This window comes from uncultured Brachyspira sp. (assembly GCF_934747485.1).
GTDB lineage: Bacteria > Spirochaetota > Brachyspiria > Brachyspirales > Brachyspiraceae > Brachyspira.
The window spans coordinates 1-4,209 of the sequence record NZ_CAKVGN010000111.1; the positions used below are offsets into that span (position 1 = coordinate 1).

3 protein-coding genes are annotated in these 4,209 nt (G+C 28.8%); all 3 read right to left on the minus strand.

All coding sequences use genetic code 11. From position 1 onward, the window contains the following. Positions 1–765 precede the first annotated feature (765 nt). On the minus strand, positions 766–2,397 hold the full coding sequence (groL, locus tag Q0H31_RS12875; RefSeq protein WP_295298818.1) for a chaperonin GroEL: 1,632 nt from the start codon (positions 2,395–2,397) through the stop codon (positions 766–768). Positions 2,398–2,687: 290 nt separating this feature from the next. Continuing rightward, a complete protein-coding gene (locus Q0H31_RS12880) occupies positions 2,688–3,356 on the minus strand; it encodes a hemolysin III family protein (RefSeq protein ID WP_295298820.1) in 669 nt (222 codons plus the stop codon). A gap of 90 nt (positions 3,357–3,446) precedes the next feature. Beyond that, positions 3,447–4,067: a hypothetical protein gene (locus Q0H31_RS12885; protein ID WP_295298822.1), complete on the minus strand. Its 621-nt coding sequence runs from the start codon at positions 4,065–4,067 to the stop codon at positions 3,447–3,449. Between the last annotated feature and the right edge of the window lie 142 nt (positions 4,068–4,209).

Genomic DNA, 4,209 nt, shown 5'->3' on the forward strand with positions numbered 1-4,209 from the left:
GTTCATTTAAACTTTCTCCTTTTTATTATATTGTATCATATACAATTAAATTGTCAAGTAATATGCAACTATCTTTTTGTTTAGGAGCCACAGATATTGCACGTTTTTTAGTTTAAACAAAGAAAGGTGTTCTATAATTTCAATTAATATATATGTAAATAACTATATTTTGTCATATAAGTTTTTATTTTATTCAACTTTTTCCAGCCTTCGCACCAATACCTAAAGGTACTTCTTTCGGTCGCCCTGAAGGACTCCTTGCAGTTGCAGGCACTCCCGTTGGTCGCTGTGCAGATTTCGTCAAAGTTTTCACCCTTCGGACATGCTTCGCGAAAGTGCAAGTATTCAAATTTTATATCTAAAAAAATATATATAATGGCACTATATGTTTATATCTATATTTCATAAAAATGCAGCCTTTTTGCTTCTTTGTGCCAACAAAAGAAGTGGGGGTGCGGGGGCTAGTCCCCGCGAATAATAAGTTTAAAACTAAATTTTTACTGTTCTTAAACAACTATATTTTGTTATTTTTACAAATATTTTATTGTTCTTTTTCCAGCCGCTACGCGGTGCGGACTTCGTCAAAGAACCAAAAAGTGCAAATTAAGAAAGTAATACTAATTATATTTTATATATCAAATATTAAACACTTTATTTTTTATAAAAAACACTACATATAAAAAAATAAAGCCCAAGCAATTAACAAATAATCGCTCAGGCTTTTATATTTAAAAAATTATTTTTTTAAGCTAATGGTAATTATTATTAATACATACCACCCATTCCGCCGCCAGGCATTGGAGGCATTGGTTTTTCAGGTTCAGGCATATCAGTAATAATAACTTCAGCAGTTAATACTTGAGAAGCAATAGAAGCAGCATTTTGTAAAGCACTTCTTGAAACTTTAGCAGGGTCAATAATACCAGCTTTTAACATATCAACCCACTCATTAGTAAGAGCATTGAAACCCATATTTCCTTTTTGTTTTTTAGCTTCAATAGCAACAACAGAACCGTCTAAACCAGCATTTTGTGCTATCATTCTTATAGGCTCTTCTATAGCTCTTTTTACTATATTAACACCAACTTGCTCATCAGGATTTTCTAATTTAATAGAATCGAGTTTAGCTTGAGCATGTAAGTAAGTGATACCGCCGCCAGGAATAACACCCTCTTCAACAGCAGCACGAGTTGCAGATAAAGCATCTTCCACTCTAGCTTTTTTCTCTTTCATTTCAACTTCAGTAGCAGCACCAATATTAATAACAGCAACACCGCCAGAAAGTTTAGCTAATCTCTCTTGTAATTTCTCTCTGTCATAATCGCTGTCAGTTTCTTCTATTTGTTTTTTAATAGTAACTACTCTTGCTTGAACATCACCTTTTTTACCAGCACCTTCAACTATAGTAGTGTTCTCTTTATCAACAGTAATCTTTTTAGCTTTACCAAGATGCTCTAAACCAGTATTTTCAAGTTTCATACCTAAATCTTCGCTTATAACTTGTCCGCCTGTTAATATAGCAATATCTTCAAGCATAGCTTTTCTTCTGTCGCCAAAACCAGGAGCCTTAACTGCACATACATTTAATACTCCTCTCATTTTGTTTAATACTAAAGTAGCTAAAGCTTCAGATTCTATATCTTCAGCGATAATAATGAAAGGTTTTCCTGTTTGAGCGATTTTTTCAAGTACAGGAAGAAGTTCTTTCATATTAGATATTTTTTTGTCATAAATAAGAACTAAAGCATCTTCTAATTCAGCAGTCATACTATCTCCGTTAGTTACGAAATATGGAGAAATATAACCTCTGTCAAATTGCATACCTTCTACTAATGAAAGGCTAGTTTCTAATGATTTAGCCTCTTCAACAGTAATAACACCTTCTTTACCAACTTTTTCCATAGCATCGCTTATTAAAGCACCTATTTCTTTATCATTGTTTGCAGAAATTGTAGCAACTTGAGCAATCTCTTCTTTACCTTTAATTTGTTTAGCTTCAGATTTAATATGAGCAACTATTTCGCTAACTGCTTTTTCTATACCTCTTTTAATAAGCATAGGATTAGCACCGCTAGTTACGTTTTTTAAACCTTCTTTAACCATAGCTTGAGCTAAAACTGTAGCTGTAGTAGTACCGTCACCAGCAACATCATTAGTTTTAGTAGCTACTTCTTTAACTATTTGAGCACCCATATTTTCAAAAGGGTCTTCTAATTCTATTTCTTTAGCAATAGTTACACCATCATTTATTATAGTAGGAGGACCAAATTTTTTGTCTATTACAACATTACGTCCACGCGGTCCTAAAGTTACTTTTACTGCATTAGCTAAAGCATCTACCCCACGCATAAGGGAACGTCTAGCTTCTTCATCAAATAACAACTGTTTTGCTGCCATAAATCTTTTCTCCTTACAAATATTTTAATTTTTAATTATTTTCTTATTTTTATTGAAAATATTATACAATCAATATATTTTTTTTCAAGTATTAATCAGCAAATATTATATAGTTATTCTATTACAAATTACCTCAAATTATAGTATAATGATTCTATATTGATACAACATGATAACAAAAAAATAATTAAATAAATAATTAAATAAATAATTATTCTTTATTGTTTGTATTTTAAATACAAAATAATGTTCAAATAACGATATTAAATAAAAAAATTCCATAATCAATATTATGAAATAACATACTGATATAAAAACCAATAATGAGAAAAAGAACCCATTAATACAAATATATGAAACATGTCATGAGTAAATTGTTTAGTTTTATCTTGATATTTTTTTCCAAGTGCATATAAAAATGCTCCTATAGTATAAAATATTCCGCCCCATATTAGCCAGCTTAAATGAAGTATATTGAACTCCTTTAAAAGAGGCTTAAACGCAAAAGCAATAATCCAACCCATAGAAATATATAAAATTATTGTAAGTATTGGGCTTTTGTATATTAAAATAGTATTTGATATTACACCAATTAAGGCACATACCCATATAACAGATAATATAAGCATTCCTATATTCTTTGGAAGAGAAAATACGCATAAAGGCGTGTAGGTGGCTGCTATAAAAATATATATGCCTATATGGTCAAATTTACGAAATAGCTTCTTTACCTTACCATCTGGAAAAAAATGATAAAGCGAACTAAATGTGTATAATAGCGTAATACCTACACCATAAACTATTACAGGCATTACATAATTTTTATTTACCTTTATAAGCATAAGAACAAATCCAGCTATAGCTAATAAAGCTCCTACGCTATGAGAAATTGCTGAATATAGTTCTCCTATTTTTTGAGTACTTTTAATATTTTCAATGTATTTTGAATTAGCTGTCATGATTCCTCCTAATTGTTGTAACAGGATATTAACTTAATTAGAAGTATCTAACAATAAAAGAAAATTACTATTTTTTATAGCATATTATAACTATTTTTCTAATTTTCCTAATAAAAAAATATTATTCCAATCTATATCATTTTCAGTTGGCATTGGATATTCATTCCAGTTGGCACTTTTATACGGCTCCCAATATAAATCTCTTCCATAACCGTTTTCTTTTAGCCATTTTTCTAATTTGTCTCTATAAGATTTACTATAATTATTTGCTATATATAATTTTCCTTCTTCTATAACAAACCCCTTAAATCTATAAACATTATCATTTTTAAAATTTCCCATATAATTAAAATCAACCGTTTTGTATAATGGATCATATACTTTTTTATTATCTAATAAATTATATAAATTAAAACTTGGAAGTGAGGTTAATATAAAGTTTTGTCTTCTTGTTTTTGTATAGTATACTGCTTTGTTATCATCTGACATTTTTAAAAAAACATATTCTATAGGTGAAGAATAGCCGTATATTATAATATCAATATTAGATTTTTTATCGAATCTGTATATATTTTGAAAATTATCCATTACTACTTTATTTCTTGAGTTTTCAATCCATATTTTTGCTGTTTCACTATTCATATTTTTTTTAGGAAGTGTTGTACATGAGGATATTACAAACAGTGATAATAGTATATAATATATTTTCATAGTTCTTTAATCTATAATATTATATATATATATTAGAATTATACAATATAAGGATTATATAAATATGTTAAGGAGTGTGAGATATTGGACATTTTTTAGTATAAAAAAGCAGTATCCTTGTTATAATATTTTTGATATAGAA